The organism is Amycolatopsis albidoflavus (assembly GCF_039525725.1).
GTDB lineage: Bacteria > Actinomycetota > Actinomycetes > Mycobacteriales > Pseudonocardiaceae > Amycolatopsis > Amycolatopsis albidoflava.
Genome location: NZ_BAAAHV010000026.1, coordinates 119,683 through 136,644, shown reverse-complemented (window position 1 = coordinate 136,644; position 16,962 = coordinate 119,683). Strand labels below are relative to the sequence as shown.

The window sequence follows — 16,962 nt, the reverse complement described above, 5'->3', positions numbered from 1 at the left end:
CCGCCACCACTCTTGCACGTCCGGCCTCCGGCGCCTACTTTAAAGTCGGACAACCGACCGAGATCTCAAGGTGGAGATATGACGGACTGTGACGTGGCGGTGGTCGGAGCCGGGCTCGCCGGCCTGTGCGCGGCCAAGGCGCTGAAGGCGGCCGGCCGGAGCGTGCTCGTGCTGGAGGCGAGGGACCGCGTCGCGGGCCGGAATCTCGGCGGCGAGCTGGCGAACGGCGTACCGGTCGAGCTGGGCGGCCAGTGGATCGGCCAGACGCAGAGCGAGGTGCTCGCGCTCGTCCGCGAACTCGGCCTGGAGACCTACCCGACCTACGACAAGGGCGCGGCGGTCACGCTCTACAACGGGACTCGCACCCAGTACGAGGACGAAACCTTCGGGCTTTCCGAGGCGGCGGCAATCGAAGTCGGCCGCATGCAAGCAGAGCTGGAAGCAATCGCGGAGACCGTGTCGCTGTCCTCGCCGTGGCTGTCCCCCGGCGCTGGCGAACTGGATCGGCAAACCCTGGCGGAATGGTTGCGCGCCAACACGGACAACACCGAGGCGCTGGCGTTCTGGGACGCCGTCGTGCCCGCGCTCTTCTCCGCCGAGGCGTCCGAAATGGCCCTGCTGCACTTCCTTTTCTACATCAAATCGGGCGGCCTGCTCGATATCCTCGTCGGCACCACCGGCGGTGCCCAGGAACTGCGCGTCGTCGGCGGCACGCACCAGATTTCCGAGCGTCTCGCCGCCGAACTCGGCGAGGGAACCGTCCGGCTCAGCAGCCCGGTCCGCACGATCAGCCACCACAGCGACGGCGTGGAGGTGCACTACGACGGCGGTTCGGTCACTGCGCGGCACGTCATCGTCGCGATCCCGCCGACCCTGGCCGGACGCCTGACGTATCAGCCCGCGCTCTCCGGTTCGCGGGACGGCCTGACCCAGCAGATCCCGATGGGGTCGGTCATCAAGATCCAGGTCGCGTATCCGACTCCGTTCTGGCGCGAGGACGGACTGAACGGTTTCGCGTTCAGCCTCGACGACCAGCTCAGCGTCACGCTCGACAACTCGCCGCCGGACGCGTCATGCGGCGTCCTGGTCGGCTTCTTCGAGGGCGCACACGCCCGCAGCGCGGCGCGGATGAGCGCGGAAGACCGTCGCAGCGCCGCCGTCGTGTCGCTCACGAAGCTGTTCGGTCCGCGAGCGGCCGAGCCGACCGATTACGTCGAGCAGAACTGGATGGACGAGGAGTACACCCGCGGCTGCTACGGCGGACGGCTCGGCGCGGGCGTGTGGACGCAGTACGGCGCGGCGCTGGCCGAGCCGATCGGCCGGATCCATTGGGCGGGCGCGGAAACCGCCGAGGTGTGGAACGGCTACATGGACGGCGCGGTCCGGTCCGGCCGTCGCGCCGCCGCCGAGGTGCTCGCGGAGGAGTCGTGAAAACCTTGGACACCGCGCGGCTCGACGGTCTTGTCGAGGAACTCCGCCAGGGCGAGCGGACTTGGGCCCGGCTTTCTCTCGGCGACCGGCTCGATCTGCTCGCCGCGACGTCGGCCACGCTCCAGGAGCATGCTCAGGAATGGGTCGAGATCGCCTGCGGGATCAAGGGGTTGCCGACGGATTCCCCGCTGGTCGGCGAGGAATGGATCAGCGGGCCCTACGCGGTGCTCAGCAGCATCGGGGCACTCTCGGAGACGCTTGAAGCCCTGCGGGCCGGACGGAGTCCGCTCGATGGCTTCCGGCTTTCCGCCGCCCCCGGAGACCGGGCGGCGGTCCGGGTTCTCCCCCATGGAATCTTCGATCGCTTGCTGCTCAACGGTTTCACCGCCGAAGTCTGGTCCCGGCCCGGCGTGTCCGCGGAACACTTCGCCGACGCAGCCGGACTGGCCCAGCGGGATCCGGCGAAGACCGGCGGCGTCGGTGTCGTGCTCGGCGCCGGGAACATCTTCTCCATCGCGCCGCTGGACACCCTGTACGAATTGTTCGCCGGCAACCGCGTTGTCCTGCTCAAGCTGAACCCGATCACCGATCCGCTGCTGCCGGTCTTCGAGAAGGTCTTCGCGCCGTTGATCGACCTCGGTTTGGTCCGCATCGTCACCGGCGGCGCGGACGTCGGCGCGGCGGCCGTCGACCATCCCGGCATCGGCCACGTGCACATCACCGGCAGCGTCAAGTCCCACGACGCCATCGTGTTCGGCCCGGGCGAGGATCGGCGGACCGTCCGACTGGACAAGCCGATCACCAGCGAACTCGGCGGGGTGTCGCCGACGATCGTCGTTCCGGGCCGCTGGTCCGCGCGGGACTTGGCGTACCAGGCCGAACACGTCGTCACGCAGAAGCTGCACAACAACGGGTACAACTGCGTCGCGTCGCAAGTCCTGGTGCTCAGCAGCTGTTGGGAGCAGAAGGACGCTTTCCTTGCCGCACTTCGCAAGGCGTATGCCGCGGCCCGGAAACGCACTCCCTACTACCCGGGCAGCGACACCCGCTGCGAGGCCGCCCTCGCCGAACACCCGGACGCGGAACGCTGGGAAGACCGGCTTCTGCTCGACGTGCCCGCGGACGGCGACGCCGCGTTCACCGAGGAATACTTCGGCCCGGTCCTGGCGGTCACACAGCTGCCAGGAGATCCACGGCAGTTCCTCGACCGAGCCGTCGACTTCGCGAACGAGAAGCTGGCCGGGACGCTGGGCGCGAACATCGTGCTCCACCCGCGGACGAAGCGGCGTCTGGGCAGCAGCTTCACCGACGCGATCACGCGCCTGCGGTACGGCACCATCGCGATCAACGCCTGGACCGGCGTCGGCTACCTGACCGCCCGCGCATCCTGGGGTGCGTTCCCCGGGCATCCGCTCACCGACGTCCAGAGCGGGATCGGCGTGGTGCACAACGCGCTGCTGCTCGACCACGTCGAACGGACCGTCGTGCACGGGCCGTTCCGGCCGTTCCCCCGGTCGATCGCGACCGGGCAGCTCGCGATCTCGCCCCGCCCGCCGTGGTTCGTCACCAACCGCACGGCGCGGGTCACCGGACGCCGCCTGGCCGCCTTCGCCGGCCGTCCTGGCTGGTCCAAGCTGCCCGGGATCTTCGCGTCCGCGCTCCGCGGCTAGCGTCCTGACGTGAGGATTTGCCTCTTAAATCATATGCACCACTAATGGTATGTTGCGCTCATGGCACCTGCCGACCCCGTTCGCCCACCCGAAAGGACCCCGGCCATGACTCTCGCTGGCAAGACCGTCCTGATGTCCGGCGGCAGCCGCGGCATCGGCCTGGCCATCGCGACCCGCGCGGCGCGGGACGGGGCGAACGTCGTCCTGCTCGCGAAGACCGCCGAACCGCACCCGAAGCTGGAAGGCACCGTCTACACCGCGGCGAAGGAGATCGAGACGGCCGGCGGCCAGGCGCTGCCGATCGTCGGCGACGTGCGGTCCGAGGACGACGTCCTCGCCGCGGCCGAAGCGGCGGCGGAGCAGTTCGGCGGCATCGACATCGTCGTGAACAACGCGAGCGCGCTCGACCGCTCCGGCACCGAAGAGCTCTCGATGAAGCGCTACGACCTCATGCAGGACATCAACACCCGAGGCACGTTCTTGCTCAGCAAGGCGGCGATCCCGCAGCTGCGCAAGGCCGCGAACGCGCACATCCTGACGCTGTCGCCGCCGCTGAACCTCTCCCCCGAGTGGATCGGTGCGCATCTGGGCTACACGCTGTCCAAATACGGGATGAGCCTCTGCACGGTCGGCCTCGCCGAGGAACTGAAGGCGGACGGAATCGCCGCGAATTCGCTGTGGCCGCGCACCCTGATCGACACCGCCGCGGTGCGCAACATCATCGGCGGCGAGAGCCAAGCGCGTACGCCGTCAATCGTCGCCGACGCCGCGTACGCGATCCTCACCCGGCCGTCCCGCGAGTGCACCGGGAACCTCTTCATCGACGACGAGGTGCTCGCCGCCGAGGGTGTCACGGACCTGTCCGGCTATCAGCGCGGCGAGGGCGAACTGGCGCTGGACATCTTCGTCGACCCGGCCTGATCCCGCATCCGGTCGAACTCCCCCGGCAGCACGGCGCCCTCGTTCATTTTGGCGAGCAGCTTGTGCAGGGAATCGTGGGAGCGCTGCGGAAGGTCGCTGAGCACGTGGTGGTCGAGGTCGGCCAGCAGTGTGTTCGCCTTGCGCAGCGTCTCCCGGCCCGCGTCGCTGAGGTCGACGACGTAACGCCGCCGGTCCTCGGGATCGCGGGCGCGGGCGGCGAGCCCGAGCGACTCCAGGTCGTCCAGGCTGCTGACCATCGTCGCCGGGTCGATCCGCAGGTACGAGCCCAGCGACAGCTGCGACATCGGCCCGTTGTCGGCCAGCGCCTGCAGGACGCTGTAGTGGCGGACCCGCAGGCCCAGGCCGTGCAGCCGGTCCTCGGCGAGCCGGAACACGACCTGGCCGAGCTTGACCAGGAGACAGCTGGTGTGCTCCCCGATCCCGCCGGGCACCAACGGACCAGACATCGTTTCCCCTGCCCATCGTTAGCGGACCGTACGATTGCCGATGATACGGGCCGGGGACCGGCGGACGCGCGGATCGGGTGCGCTGCGCCGCGCCGGGCCCGGCAGGCGTTAATCTGGCCTGACCCGACAGCGCGAGAACACGGAACCCAGGTGAACCAGACCGGAGCACAGCCGCCAGCCGGAACGCAGGCCATCCGCCGAGCGCTCGGCATCCTGCGGCTCCTCATGGACGAGGACGGGGAACTCACGCTCTCCGCGATCGCCCGCAAACTGGACCTGACGCCGGGCACGACGCACCGGGTCGTGCGCGCGCTGAGCTCCGACGGGCTCGTCGCGCACAACCCCCGCACCGACAGCTACCACCTCGGCCCCGGCGCCATCCTGCTCGGCCAGGCCGCCCAGCGCGTGCACGGGCTGCAGCTGGCGTTGCCGGTCATCCAGCGGATCAACGCGGACACCGGCGAGTCGGTCAACATCACGATCCGCGAGGGTGCGGAGTCGGTGGTGCTGCTGCGCGCGCAATCGACGCTCCCGTTGCGGTTCGAGCAACATCCCGGCGCGCGGTTTCCGTTGTACGCCACTGCTTCCGGCAAGGCGATGCTCGCCAATTCTCTGGACGCGGAGTCCTATCTCGCCGGTCTGCCGGAGAAGCTGCCCGCGTTGACGTCGCACACGCTCGCGACCCGGGACGCCCTCGCGCTGGAGCTGGCCGAGACGCGCGATCGCGGGTACAGCATCGACAACGAGGAGAACGTCGCCGGGGTGCGGTGTGTCGGGGCTGGAGTCCTGGACGAACGCGGTCTTGCTCGGGCGGCTGTGGTGATCCAGGTGCCTACCGTGCGGTTGCCGGAGGAGCGGGTTTCGGAACTGGGCGCGCTCGCGGTCGAGGCGGCGAAAGAGATCGCGCCGTTCTTGCCGCCGGACCGCCTCACTCACTAGGTCAGGTGTCCGTGAAGGGCTCCTTGAGGGAATCTGATTCCCTCAAGGAGTCCTTCACGGACCATGCCTCACTCGCTGCGGAGGCCCAAGGCGCGCGCGGTCAGTGAGGCGAGATGTGCGGGCTCGCGGTCAGACAACTGCCGAATCTGCGTCCGGCAGCTGAATCCGTCCGCGTGCACCACCGTGTCTTCCGACGCCGCTCGCAGCGCGGGCATCAGCTGATGCTCCGCGACAGCAACGGAAACGTCGTAATGCCCTCGCTGAAACCCGAAGTTCCCCGCCAGACCGCAGCACCCCTCCCACAACACTTGCGTCTGCTCAGACAATCGGCCGAGCAGTGCGGAGTCGGCGTCATAACCGAGATCCGCGTGCTGGTGACAGTGAACCTGAGTGAGCACCGGCGCCGAGGACTGCTTCAAAGCGGGCAGCTCCTTCTCCCCCAGATGCTCGGCGAACGTTCGCACGCTCCGCTTCAGCAGGGCAGTCCGCGAATCCTCCGGCAGCAGCTCGACACCGTCCTCCCGCAGGGTCGCGGTGCAGCTGGGCTCCAGGCCGATCACCGGAATCCCCTCCTGAAGCCACGGGTCGAGCGCGTCCAACGACCGCCGCAGGACTCGGCGTGCCGTGTCCAGCTGGCCGGTGCTGTGCCAGGTCAGTCCACAACAGACGGTCCGCTCCGGGATGACCACCTCGTGCCCCAGCGCTTCCAGCACCGCGACCGCGTCCCGGCCGACTTGGGGGTCGAAGAAGTTCGTGAAGGTGTCCGGCCACAGGACGACCTTCGACGACGACGTCACCCGTTCCCGGCGGCGGAACCACGAAGCGAAAGTCGGCGAAGCGAGCTGCGGCAGTTCGCGTTCGGCGGCGATTCCGCCCAGCCGGTTCAGGGCCGGGCGGAGCGGGCCTCGTGACACGGCGTTGATGGCGCGTGCGAAGGGAGCGCCTAGCCGAAGCCAGCGCGGCAGCGCGCCCATCGTGTAGTGCGACATCGGGCGAATCCGGCGTTCGTAGTGGCGGCTGAGGAATTCGGTCCGGTAAGAAGCCATGTCGACGCCGACGGGGCAATCGGACTTGCACGCCTTGCAGCCGAGGCAGAGATCGAGCGCATCGCGGACCTCGGGGGAACGCCAGCCGTCCTCGATGACGTCTCCGGCGAGCATTTCGAACAGCAGGCGGGCCCGGCCGCGGGTCGAGTGCTCTTCCTTGCCGGTCGCGCGGTAGCTCGGGCACATCATCCCGCCCGACTCGGATACGCATTTGCCCACGCCCACGCATCGGCGCGACGCCGCGGCCAGGTCGCCGCCGTCGGCGTGCAGGGCGAGGCGGGCGCGGGTCGGCAGGACCGGCGGGGCGATGACCGTCCGCAAGTCGGCGTCCAGCGGCGCGGGGTCGACGACCCGGCCGGGGTTCATGCCGTTCGCGGGGTCGAAGGCTGCCTTGAAGTCGGCGAAGGCCTGCATGAGCCGTGGCGAGAACATCAGCGGCAGGAGTTCGGCCCGGGCCTGGCCGTCGCCGTGTTCGCCGGACAGCGAGCCGCCGTGGGACACGACGAGTTCCGCGGCCTCGACCATGAACGACCGGTAGGCCTCCTTCGCTTCCGGCGCGGCCATCGGGAAATCGATCCGCACGTGGAGACAACCGTCGCCGAAGTGGCCGTACGCCACGCCCTTGCGGCCGTGTTTGTCCAGCAGCAGGTCGAATTCGCGCAGGTACGCGCCGAGCCGGTCCGGCGGGACCGCGGAGTCTTCCCAGCCCGACCAGGCCTCGGATCCGTCGGCCAGCCGGGTCGCGAGACCTGCGCCTTCCTCCCGGATGCGCCAGAGTTTCCGTTGCGCGGCAGGATCTTCCACGACCAAAGCAGTAGCGCCGACCTGCGGGGCGCGGGCGGCGACCTGATGGGCGACAGCCGCCGCCTCCGCCGCGTCGTCGCCGCCGGTTTCCAGGTACAGCCACGCGGTTCCGTCCGGCAGGGTGCTGCGGTCGCCGGGTTTCCGGGCGTCCAATGCGGCGACGAGACCGGCTTCGATGCCTTCCATGGTGAGCACCGGAAGGTCGAGCAGCTCAGGGACCGCGTCGGCGGCGGCGATGCTGTTCTCGAAGCCCAGCACGGCGAGGGCGCGCGTGGCCGGGATCGGGGCCAGGTCGACGACCGCGCTCAGCATGGTCGCGCAGGTTCCCTCGGAGCCGACCAGAGCCTTGGCGACGTCGAAACCGTTCTCCGGCAACAGGTATTCGAGGTTGTATCCGGAGACCCGCCGGGGCAGTTTCGGGTAGCCGAGCCGGATATCGGCCAGGTATTCGTCGCGCAGGTCTCGCAGGCCACGGTACAGCGCGCCGACCGAATCCTCGCGGGCGCAGAACTCCGCCAGGTCCGCCGGAGAGGTGGGGCCGACCTCGAGGCGGGTTCCGTCGAGGAGGGCGATTTCCAGCGCGCGGACGTTGTCGACCGTCTTGCCCCACGCCACCGAATGCGAACCGCAGGCGTTGTTGCCGATCATGCCGCCGATCGTGCAGCGGCTGTGTGTCGACGGGTCCGGGCCGAAGGTGAGCCCGTGTTCGGCGGCCCGTTCGCGCAGCCGGTCGAGCACGAGACCGGGTTCGACGCGCGCGGTGCGGGCGACGGGGTCGATGTCCAGCACGCGGTTGAGATGCCGGGTGAAGTCCAGGATCACCGCGCGGTTCGCGGCCTGCCCGCCGATGCTGGTCGCCGCGCCGCGCGGGAGGACCGGCGCGCCGTGCTCCGCGCACACCTTCAGCGCCGCGACCACGTCTTCCGCACTGCGCGGACGCACGACGAGCAGCGGGATGTGCCGGTAGTTCGACGCGTCGGTGGAGTGGGTGGCGAGCGTGGCCGGGTCGCCGGCGACCTCGCCGGACACCGCCCGCGCGAGGGCTTCCTGCAGTGCCGAATGCGTACGGGCTCGGGCCGGCATGGGCGTCTCCTGGGAAATCGGGGGTTCACAGCGCCGCGGTCCTCGGGCTACCGTGAAGGCTCGCCACATAGTGGATATAGCTTCCACATGTTGTCAACATCGACGTGAGGAGTGGTCTCCTTGACCGACATGCCCCGCAACGAAAGCGTGTTCACCTGGGCAGCGCCCCCGCTGAAGTTCGGTGCCGGCGCGCTCGACGAGCTGGGCGCGGAGGTGGCCGCCCGGCAGGCCAAGTCGTGCCTGATCCTCACCGACCCCGGCGTCCGCGGCACCGGCATCCCGGACCGGGCGCTCGACTCGATTCGCGCGGCCGGCGTGAAGAGCGAGATCTTCGACGGCGTCGGCGTCGAACCGACCGACGCCAGCATCGACGAGGCCGTCGCCTACGCCCGCCAGCAGGAATGGGACTGTTTCGTCGCGATCGGCGGCGGCTCGGCGATCGACACCGCCAAGGCCGTCAACCTGCTGACCACACACCCCGGCGAACTGCTCGACTTCGTGACGCCACCGATCGGCGCGGGCAAAGCCCCGTGGCTGCCGCTGAAGCCGCTGATCGCCGTCCCGACCACGGCTGGCACCGGGTCCGAATCGACCACGATCTGCGTCGTCGACCTGCTCGGCCTGCACCTCAAGGCCGGAGTGAGCCATCCGTCGCTGCGCCCGTCGCTGGCGGTCGTCGACCCGCGCACCACGATCAGCCTGCCCTCGGAGGTGACCGCCGCGAGCGGCATGGACGTCCTGTCGCACGCGTTGGAGAGCTACACCAGCGTCGCGTTCGACGCGAAGCCCGCGCCGGAAGACCCGATGAAGCGACCGGCTTTCTGCGGCTCCAACCCGATCAGCGACGTCTGGTGCGAGATGGCGTTGACGTTGGTGGGCAAGCATTTGCGCGCCGCTGTACTCAATGGACGCGACCTGACCGCGCGCACCCAGATGGCGTTGGCGTCCACCTACGCCGGAACCGGTTTCGGCAACGCCGGCACCCACCTGCCGCACGCCAACGCCTACCCGATCGCCGGGGCGGTGAAGCAGTACCGCGCCGCGGGCTACCCGGAAATGCCGATGGTCCCGCACGGCCAGGCGGTGTCTGCGACCGCCGCCGAGGTGTTCCGCTGGACCTACCCCGCGTCGCCGGAACGGCATCTGCACGCCGCGCACCTGCTGTCCGGCGGGCAGACGTTCACCACTACAGACGGTGCGGACGCCCTCCCGCACGTGCTCACCGAGCTGATGGCCGACATCCAGATGCCGAAGGGACTGCACGCGTTCGGTTACGGCGACGAGGACATCGACACCCTCGTCGACGGCACGCTCAAGCAGACCCGCCAGCTGGCTGTCGTGCCCCGTCCGGTCACCCGGACCGCGCTCGAAGACATCTTCCGCCGTTCGCTCTGACCACCGGGAGTTATCAATGGCGACAACTCCTGAGAAGAGCACCGACGTCCGCCTGGTGGTCGCGTCCAGCGTGTTCGGCACGACCGTCGAGTGGTACGACTTCTTCCTGTACGGCACCGCCGCGGGACTCGTGTTCAACAAACTGTATTTCCCCGGCTCCGATCCCCTGGTCGGCACCGTGCTGGCCTTCGCGACCTTCGCGCTCGGCTTCCTCGCCCGCCCGGTCGGCGGCTTCATCTTCGGCCACCTCGGCGACCGGATCGGGCGCAAGAAAATCCTCGTCGCGACCATGCTCATCATGGGCACCGCGACCTGTCTCATCGGCCTGCTGCCCGACTACCAGATGATCGGACCGGCCGCGCCGATCATCCTCGTCGTCCTCCGCCTGGCCCAGGGCGTGGCCGTCGGCGGCGAATGGGGCGGTGCGGTGCTGATGGCCACCGAATACGCCCCGCGCGGGAAACGCGGTCTCTACGGCAGCTTCCCGCAGATCGGCCTGGCCATCGGGCTCACGCTGGGCACCGGCGTGCTGGCCCTGCTCAACGCCATCACCAGCGACGCGGCCTTCCTCTCGTGGGGCTGGCGAATCGGCTTCCTGCTCTCCGCGGTGCTGGTGCTGGCCGGCCTGCTGATCCGGGTCAAGGTCATGGAAACCCCGGCCTTCCGCACCATGGCGGCCGAGGAGGGCACCGCCACCGTCCCGGCCGTCGAACTGGTCCGCGACCGGCTCTCCCGGCGGCATTTGCTGCTGGGCATGGGCAGCCGTTTCACCGAGGGCGTGGCGTTCAACGCGTGGGCGGTCTTCGTGATCTCCTACGGCAGCGGAACGCTGAAACTGGACCGGCAGCCGCTGCTGGTCGGCGTGATGATCGCGGCCGCGGTGATGGTGGTGTTCATCCCGGTGTTCGGCAGGGTGTCCGACCGCTTCGGCCGGCGGCGGACCTTCACCACCGGAGCCGTGACGACGCTGGTGCTGGCGATCCCGGCGCTTGCGGCCCTGCACAGCGGCAATCCCGTGCTGATCACGCTCTCGTTGATTGCCGTGCTGGGCATCAGCTACCCGGTGATGTACGGCCCGCAGGCCGCGTTTTACGCCGAACTGTTCCCGATTTCTCGGCGGTGCACCGGGATTTCGGTGGTGTACCAGCTTTCCGGCGTCGTGGCTTCGGGGCTCACTCCGTTGATCCTCGCTTACCTCGCCGGGAAGACCGGGACGACCGGCATCCTGATCTACCTCGCCGCGACGACCGTGATCAGCGTGGTCTGCACGCTGGCGATCCGCCAGAGCGATCTGTTCGACGACGACGTCAAGGCTCCCGCGCCGGTGAAGGAGGTTCCGCGCTTCACCTGAGCGACCGCGTTCCGGGCGGCTGACCGTCGCCCGGAACGCGCGCCGCGCTGATCACCTCGACGATGCGCTGCCGGTCTTCGGGGCGGAGATAGAGGTAATGCCCGGCTTCCTCCAGGATTTCCACCCCTGCGTGCGGGAGGAGTCTGCGGAGATTTGCCGCCGCGGCAACTGAATCGTGCACGACGCTGCGTCCGCCGAACAGCGCCAGCACCGGCGTCCGGATCGCGCGGAGGTCGGCGTCGCGCGGGCGGGCCTGGAGCGGGATCCGGGCGCGATAAGCCCGAATCCCGGCGACGACCACCTGTGCGGCGGGCTGGCCGAAGATGTCCTCGCCGGCTGACCAGGCCACGAAGCGCTGCCAGTCGCGGTCGCGGTTCAGCACCATCGCTTTCAGCGCGCGGCGTTGGGTGGCCGCCGAGAACTTCGCGCTGACGGTCGTCGGATCGAGCAGGCAGAGGGCGGCGAGCCGGTCCGGGGCGTGGATGGCCTGATTGACCGCGTGCCAACCGCCGGTCGAGCCGCCGACCAGGAAGACGTTGCGCAGCCCGAGCGCCGCCAGGACGTCGTCGAAGCCGAGTGCGCGGTCGCGGATGTCGGCGAACGGCCTGGTCTGCACGCTGCGGCCGGCCTCGCCGAGGGTGTCGACCGCATAGACGGGACCGAATCAACGGCGCGTAACAGGCGGCGGTGGCCATGAGGCCTGGGAGGAGCACGATCGGCCGCTCGCCGTCGCCGAAGCGGTAGACGCGAGTAGTGCCGTGTCTGCAGGCAACGTCGAAGACCTCGTCAGGCGGCGGGCATTCCCGCAGCGCCTGGTCGTAAACCGCGAAATAGCGTTGCGGTGCCTCGGGATTCTTGAATCGGCCGATCTTCAGATGGCGACATGGCAGAGTGGTCGCTCGTCGTCCCGCATCGGGACATTACGACCTCGCGGGGACGGCATGTCTTCGGGAGTCCGCGAGTCCCGGGCGTCCTGGACTACGCGGGCCACGAGTTCCCGAGTTCCGCCGCAATGCCTTGGCGGATAACGCCGTTGGGCGCGATCACCATGATCCTCGACTTCGCGGCACCCGCCCGATCGCTGCCGCTGTCACCGGTCCTGGGCTTGCGAGACCGCCCCCTGCTCGTCTCCCAAGCCGGACCCGCGCGAGGAATCACCGTCGCGCTGACCCCGCCCGCCGCACACGCGTTGTTCGGCCTGCCGCTGCGGCTGCTGGCGAACGCGAGCGTCTCCGCCACCGACTTGCTCGGCCGCGACGCCGATCTGCTGACCGAACAGCTCGCGTCCACACCCGGCTGGACCGCGCGCTTCGCCCTGCTCGACGACTTCCTGCTCCCCCGCATACTTTCCGGCCCGGCTCTGCCCCGCCCAGTGCGGGCCGCCTGGCACCGGCTGACCGCCGGCCCGGCCCGGGTCGACGCCGTGGCCGCCGAGATCGGCTGGACCCGGCAGCACTTGACCGTCCGCTTCCGCGAGCAGATCGGCCTCTCGCCCCGGACCGTCGGCCGGATCGCCCGCCTCCACCGCGCGGTGTCCCTGCTCCCGTCGGCCCGGTCGTGGGCAGAGCTGGCAATCCGGTGCGGTTACGCCGATCAATCCCACCTCAACCGCGATTTCCGCAGTCTGACCGGGTGCACGCCTACCGAATACGTCACAGGGTAGCCACCCTGCGCCGGAATCCAGTTGACTAGGCCTGCTCAGCCGCCTCGGTGAGCTGCTCCCGAAGGGTGCTCAACGTCCGGGCCAGCAACCGCGAAACCTGCATCTGCGACAACTCCACCCGGTCGGCGATCTGGCTTTGCGTCATGTTCGAGAAGAACCGCATGACGACGATCGCGCGTTCCCGCTCCGGCAGGCTCCGCAACAGCGGCTTGAGCATTTCCCGGTCTTCGAGCTTCTCGATTTCGGGATCGTTTTCGCCGAGGGTGTCGGCCAGCGCGATCGAGCCGGTGTCGTCGTGGGCCGGGTAGTCGATCGACGCGGCCTGGTAGGCGTTTCCGGCGTGCAGGGCTTCCGCGACCTCGTCCAGGTCGAGGCCGAGGTGGTCGGCGAGCTCGCGCGCGGTGGGCGCGCGGCCGAGGCGCTGGCCCAGCTCCGTGGCGGTTTGGCCGATCCGCAGGTGGAGTTCCTTGAGCCGCCGCGGGACCCGGACCGACCAGGTGTGGTCGCGGAAGTACCGGCGGACCTCGCCCATCACCGTCGGCACGGCGAACGCGACGAAATCGGTCTGCCGCGCCGGGTCGTAGCGGTCGACGGCGTTGATCAGGCCGATGCGCGCCACCTGCAGGAGGTCTTCGGACGGCTGCCCGCGCCGCGCGAACCGCCGGGCGATGTGCTCGGCCAGCGGCAGGTGTTCCTCGATGAGGCGGCGCCGCAGCCGAGCGTGCTCGCCGGTGTCCTCGGCGAGATGGCTGATCTCTTCGAACAGCACGGCGCAGTGCCGGTAGTCGTCGCTGCGCCGGGTGCGGTTCATGGTCGCCGCGGTCATGTAGATCCTCCTGGCTGCCGAAGGGAACGTGACTCGTGTAGTGCCATGGTGCGCATCGCGTTGCCGACGCTAATCATCCTTAGTGGACAGTGCCCGGCGTCGCAAGGCGAGCGGGCGGCGGTCAGCGCACCCGCCCGGGTCGCCGGGCAGCCGGAACTCCATGGCCGGGAGATACCCGCCCGGCGGCGAGGTCAACCGGGCGGCCACCCGAATGGGGGCTCAAGTCGTCTCGCGCAGGCGCAGCAGAGTATTGAGTTCCGCGGAACTGCCGACGGAACGAAAGGCCGGCGGCGCGAGCTGCCCGATGCGGTGGTCGTCCTCGCGCAATGCGGTGACGAACCGGATGAGCTGTGAGGGCGGCGGCGCGACGCAGGAGCCGCCGAGATAGCGGATGACGATGAGGTCTTCGCCGGAATGGGTTTCGACCGCGGCCGACCAGCCGCGGGCCTCGTCCCACAGCAGCGCGGCGTCGCGGCCGGGGTAACCCGGGAGGTAATCGTCGAGAGCGACGTACGCCGAGAGCGGCGGGCCTTGGTCGACGGTGCGGGATTCCAGGCCGACACCGAGCGCCCGCGTGACCTCGGCCAGATAGTCGCGCAGTGCGGCGACGACGGCGTGCGGGTTGCTGGGCGGGACGTGCGGTGTCGCGGTCACGGGTGCCTTTCTCGAGAACGATCAGCTTCCGGACCGCCAGCGCCCGCGCGGCGACCGGTGGTCGGTGCGGCTGAGCACGCCCGCGGTGTCCCGGGTCCAGTGGCCGCCGCGGGAATCGGTGAAGGACAGGCCGGGCACGGCGGCCGCCGAGTACAGGTCGTCCACCGGCATGGCGTCCTCGCCGAAGGGCAGCGCGCGGACGGCGGTAGCGCCGGGCGGGATGATCGCGAACCGCGCCCGGTGCGGCTCGTCCTCGTCCGGGCGGCTGACCTCCAGCGAACAGTCGAAAACCGGTGCGTCGCCGCTGTTGTGCGCGCACACGACGTAATCCTCTTCACGATCGTGCCGGGCACCTTCGTCGAGCCACGCGGAGACCGACTGCGCCTGCTGCTCCTGCCGGATTTCCGCCTGGTCCTTCCGGTTGAGCAGCATGATCCATACATACGAGGCGAACCCCAGCAGCGAGCCCGCGCTTCCGATCGCCGATACCCACGTCGCGGTCAGTTGTGATCCCATTTCCAGCAGGGTTCCCCGATCCGGGCACGGCGAAACCGGGATCCGGCAGCGGTTGCAGACCTAGTGGCGGCGGGAACTTTCGCTTCCACTGTCCTCAATGGACAGAGTTCAGACCTTCAGCCAGGCCGGACGCTTGCCCTTCCGCAGCGTGCGCCACTCGTCGGCGAACCTGTCCCGCAATCCGCTCGCCGCGGCTTCGTCGCGACCGTAGAGGAGCCCGAAGGTGAACGTGTTCTGGTTCTCGCTGAAGCCGTCGATCGCGAAGTGCCGCAACGCTTCGCGGTCCACCACGCTGTCCTGATGCTTGCCGAGCGTCTGTTGCACGGCCTTGACGTTCTTGCGCCAGGCGCGCAGCTTCTTGCCGAACACCGGCCGGACGGCATCGGCGGCGTAACGAGCGCGCTTGGCCTTCTTCCGGACGTTGTGCAGGGCCTTCTCCAGCTCGGCGCCGCTGAGTCCCTCGGTCGCAGCGGTGGCCCGATACAGCTTGCGCGCGGTCTTACGCATGGGTTTACGCAACCTCTTCTTGCGCACGGGCGGCGTCTGGTCGAGCAGTGTGGCGATCGACCGCAACAGGGTCACGTATCGGGTGCTGGACAACGCTTCCGCCGCGCGGGCCAGCTCCGTTTGCGAGGTGCGGGCGTAGTCGCGAGTCAGGTACTGCCGCAGCGGCCCGAAAACCAGCTCCGAGGGGACGTCGTCGAGACAGGATTCGAGGCGGGCTTGGCTGACCTCGGCGTCGCGCGCGGGAGCGAGTTCGCCTCCCAGCCACTTCAGCTCCTCCGCGACCGCGACGGCCTTCTTCTTGCCCACCAAGGGTTTGAACGTCTGGAGGGCGCTCCGCAGCTTCCGCGCGGCCACCCGCAACTGGTGCACCGAATCGTCCGCGCCGACCCGAAAACCCAAGTCAGCGCGACGCAACCGCTCGAAATGCTCGCGCAGATACGCGGGCAAGGCCTCACGCGAGCCGCGCGCATCCGCGGTGCCGTCTCCGAGCAACCGCTGCAGTTTCGACGGCCACCAAGCGCTCTCGGCCCCGCGCTTGCGCAGGCTGCGATCAAGCCGGGCGAGAAGCTCGGGAGCGGATTCTGGGGCGAGTTCGACGTCCAGCTCACGCCAACGATCCAGCCGAAGCTCCTGTCCGCCAAGGACTTCAGCGGTGACGTGGTCGTCGGCCAGCGTCGCCAGCGTGCGGCCGGACGCGTCGGTCAGGCGGTGGGTGAACCGGTCAGTCCGCACCTGCGCGACCGGACGCAGCTTCCGGTCCAGTGTGAACGCGCGGACCAGCGTCGCGACCGGAGCGGGTACCTTGGCGTCCTCGCCGAGGGGAAACCGCAGCTCCTGGCCGGTGCCCGCGGAGAAGGGCAATCTCAGGCACCACCCGGTTCCGCTGCTTCTTCGCAGCGCGATTCCCGCTCTGGCCAGCTGGAAGTCCTTGGTGTCGTAGTAATCGGCCGCCAGCTTGTGCTCGGCGGGAGCTTCCTGCGTGATCCCCTTCCCCGCCAGCTGCGGCACCCGGGCTTTCAAGCTCAGCTCGTACTTGCGTTCGGACACAACGCTTTTCATTCCCGCTCCTGGTTGGGTTCAGTCGTTTTCGGCCGCACCGGCGACGCCCTCGGCGATTGCGGGCACCAGTCCCTCGTCGAAGACGCTGGGCACGATGTGCTCGCGGTCGAGGTCGTCGCCGACTGTCGCGGCCAGCGCGTGCGAGGCCGCGAGCAGCATCCGCGCGGTCACCCTCGGGGCCCCGGAGTCGAGCAGCCCGCGGAACATCCCCGGGAACACGAGGACGTTGTTGATCTGGTTGGGCAGGTCGCTGCGGCCGGTCGCGACGATCTCCGCGTGCTCGTGCGCGACGTCCGGGTCGACCTCCGGGTCCGGGTTGGCCAGCGCGAACACGATCGCCCGGTCGGCCATCCGGGCGAGGTCGTCGCCCTTGAGCAGACCGCCAACGCTCACGCCGATGAAGACGTCCGCGTCGTGCAAGGCGTCCTGAAGGCTTCCGCGGACCGCGTCGCCGCGGTTGGTGTTCTCCGCGAGCCACTGCTTCTCGCCGGTCAGATCGCGTTCGCCATGCAGCGTGCCCTCGCTGTCGCAGACCACGATTCGTTCCGCGCTGAAGTCCGCCTTCAGCAGGAGCCGGGCGACGGCGGACCCGGCCGCCCCCGCACCGGAGATCACCACCGACGTGTCCCC

At 69.3% G+C, this 16,962-nt stretch carries 15 protein-coding genes; 7 read left to right on the top strand and 8 right to left on the bottom strand.

The genetic code is table 11. The features are described 5' to 3' along the window. Window positions 1-78 precede the first annotated feature (78 nt). From ABD156_RS40780 to ABD156_RS40770, 3 genes are all read left to right on the top strand, one after another. Entirely contained in the window at window positions 79-1,431 is a 1,353-nt protein-coding gene (locus tag ABD156_RS40780; RefSeq protein WP_344286394.1) for a flavin monoamine oxidase family protein, read from the top strand. Further along, a complete protein-coding gene (locus tag ABD156_RS40775; protein ID WP_344286393.1) occupies window positions 1,428-3,101 on the top strand; it encodes an aldehyde dehydrogenase family protein in 1,674 nt (557 codons plus the stop codon). Before ABD156_RS40780 ends, ABD156_RS40775 begins: the two co-directional genes overlap by 4 nt. Window positions 3,102-3,206: 105 nt before the next feature. After that, complete coding sequence (locus ABD156_RS40770; RefSeq protein WP_344286392.1) at window positions 3,207-4,022, top strand: SDR family oxidoreductase; 816 nt, start codon at window positions 3,207-3,209, stop codon at window positions 4,020-4,022. Here ABD156_RS40770 and ABD156_RS40765 read toward each other — a convergent pair. Beyond that, the gene (locus ABD156_RS40765) at window positions 3,971-4,489 is read right to left on the bottom strand and encodes a MarR family winged helix-turn-helix transcriptional regulator (RefSeq protein WP_344286391.1); all 519 of its coding nucleotides are present in this window, start codon (window positions 4,487-4,489) and stop codon (window positions 3,971-3,973) included. The two genes, ABD156_RS40770 and ABD156_RS40765, sit on opposite strands and share 52 nt — an antisense overlap. A gap of 150 nt (window positions 4,490-4,639) precedes the next feature. On the opposite strand from ABD156_RS40765, the gene ABD156_RS40760 reads away from it, so the two are divergent. Then, window positions 4,640-5,428, top strand: coding sequence for an IclR family transcriptional regulator (locus ABD156_RS40760; protein WP_344286390.1), 789 nt, complete (start codon window positions 4,640-4,642; stop codon window positions 5,426-5,428). A gap of 68 nt (window positions 5,429-5,496) precedes the next feature. Here the strand turns inward: ABD156_RS40760 and ABD156_RS40755 are convergent, their stop codons facing one another. Continuing rightward, window positions 5,497-8,361, bottom strand: coding sequence for an FAD-binding and (Fe-S)-binding domain-containing protein (locus ABD156_RS40755; protein WP_344286389.1), 2,865 nt, complete (start codon window positions 8,359-8,361; stop codon window positions 5,497-5,499). A 129-nt stretch (window positions 8,362-8,490) separates the two neighbouring features. On the opposite strand from ABD156_RS40755, the gene ABD156_RS40750 reads away from it, so the two are divergent. Continuing rightward, window positions 8,491-9,756, top strand: coding sequence for a hydroxyacid-oxoacid transhydrogenase (locus ABD156_RS40750; RefSeq protein ID WP_344286590.1), 1,266 nt, complete (start codon window positions 8,491-8,493; stop codon window positions 9,754-9,756). A 16-nt stretch (window positions 9,757-9,772) separates the two neighbouring features. Further along, window positions 9,773-11,107, top strand: a complete 1,335-nt coding sequence (locus tag ABD156_RS40745; RefSeq protein WP_344286388.1) for an MFS transporter — start codon at window positions 9,773-9,775, stop codon at window positions 11,105-11,107. Here ABD156_RS40745 and ABD156_RS40740 read toward each other — a convergent pair. Beyond that, window positions 11,100-11,723 carry an alpha/beta fold hydrolase gene (locus ABD156_RS40740; RefSeq protein ID WP_344286387.1) on the bottom strand — a complete coding sequence of 208 codons (624 nt, stop codon included), beginning with the start codon at window positions 11,721-11,723 and terminating at the stop codon, window positions 11,100-11,102. The genes ABD156_RS40745 and ABD156_RS40740 overlap by 8 nt on opposite strands. 267 nt (window positions 11,724-11,990) lie before the next feature. Between ABD156_RS40740 and ABD156_RS40735 the strand changes: the two genes are divergently transcribed. Beyond that, window positions 11,991-12,770, top strand: coding sequence for a helix-turn-helix domain-containing protein (locus tag ABD156_RS40735; protein WP_344286386.1), 780 nt, complete (start codon window positions 11,991-11,993; stop codon window positions 12,768-12,770). 25 nt (window positions 12,771-12,795) lie between these two features. On the opposite strand, the gene ABD156_RS40730 is transcribed toward ABD156_RS40735, so the two are convergent. The 5 genes from ABD156_RS40730 to ABD156_RS40710 all read right to left on the bottom strand — a co-directional run bounded on the left by ABD156_RS40730 (window position 12,796) and on the right by ABD156_RS40710 (window position 16,950). Further along, entirely contained in the window at window positions 12,796-13,596 is an 801-nt protein-coding gene (locus tag ABD156_RS40730; protein ID WP_344286385.1) for a SigB/SigF/SigG family RNA polymerase sigma factor, read from the bottom strand. 219 nt (window positions 13,597-13,815) lie between these two features. Beyond that, window positions 13,816-14,250: a DUF6292 family protein gene (locus tag ABD156_RS40725; protein WP_344286384.1), complete on the bottom strand. Its 435-nt coding sequence runs from the start codon at window positions 14,248-14,250 to the stop codon at window positions 13,816-13,818. A gap of 21 nt (window positions 14,251-14,271) precedes the next feature. After that, window positions 14,272-14,766 carry a hypothetical protein gene (locus ABD156_RS40720; protein WP_344286383.1) on the bottom strand — a complete coding sequence of 165 codons (495 nt, stop codon included), beginning with the start codon at window positions 14,764-14,766 and terminating at the stop codon, window positions 14,272-14,274. Window positions 14,767-14,874: 108 nt separating this feature from the next. Next, entirely contained in the window at window positions 14,875-16,332 is a 1,458-nt protein-coding gene (locus ABD156_RS40715; RefSeq protein ID WP_344286382.1) for a CYTH and CHAD domain-containing protein, read from the bottom strand. 18 nt (window positions 16,333-16,350) lie between these two features. Then, complete coding sequence (locus ABD156_RS40710) at window positions 16,351-16,950, bottom strand: malic enzyme-like NAD(P)-binding protein (RefSeq protein ID WP_344286381.1); 600 nt, start codon at window positions 16,948-16,950, stop codon at window positions 16,351-16,353. Window positions 16,951-16,962 lie beyond the last annotated feature (12 nt).